Origin of the sequence: Pseudomonas putida (genome assembly GCF_028682475.1) — a bacterium.
GTDB lineage: Bacteria > Pseudomonadota > Gammaproteobacteria > Pseudomonadales > Pseudomonadaceae > Aquipseudomonas > Aquipseudomonas putida_AG.
Map to the genome: position 1 here is coordinate 1 of NZ_JANHLE010000111.1, position 492 is coordinate 492.

Sequence of the window (492 nt, forward strand, 5' to 3'; positions counted from 1 at the left end):
TTCGGCCGCGCGGCGCCAGTGCTGATCGGGGCCGAAGATCCCCGGATCCTTGTGGTCGCGCCGGACCTTGAGGAACTCGTAGATGCTCGCCTGTTGTGCCTCGCTGGTCTCGTCCCTCAGCGCCTGGATATCCGCATCCGTTGCGCTCAAGGCCTGCAGCCGCGAGTCGTTGACGTCGTACAAGGACTGGATGTAAGCGCCGCTCAGGTACTGGGTCTGACGCTTGTCGTCAGCACTCCACTGCTCGATCCAGTCAGCTACTTTCAACTGGGCGGCGGCCAGATCGCGCATCACGCCGATGTCGTCGCGCAGTACCAGAAACAGGTAATCATCCTGGTAAACACCGAGCACCTTGCTGGTCAGTGCTTCAATCGCCGTGCCCTCGAACAACGGCTGCTCTTCCCAGTGGTAGGGCCGTTTCTCCTCGGGGTTGGCGCCGTCGGGAAAGGCTTTGGACGGCGGTAGCTGGGTGACGCCCGCAGCATCGGGTAG

Annotated in this window: 1 pseudogene; it reads right to left on the bottom strand. The window is 62.6% G+C overall.

The window, feature by feature from the left end:
* A pseudogene (locus tag NPS47_RS25395) lies at positions 1-492 on the bottom strand (hypothetical protein); the annotation flags it as partial.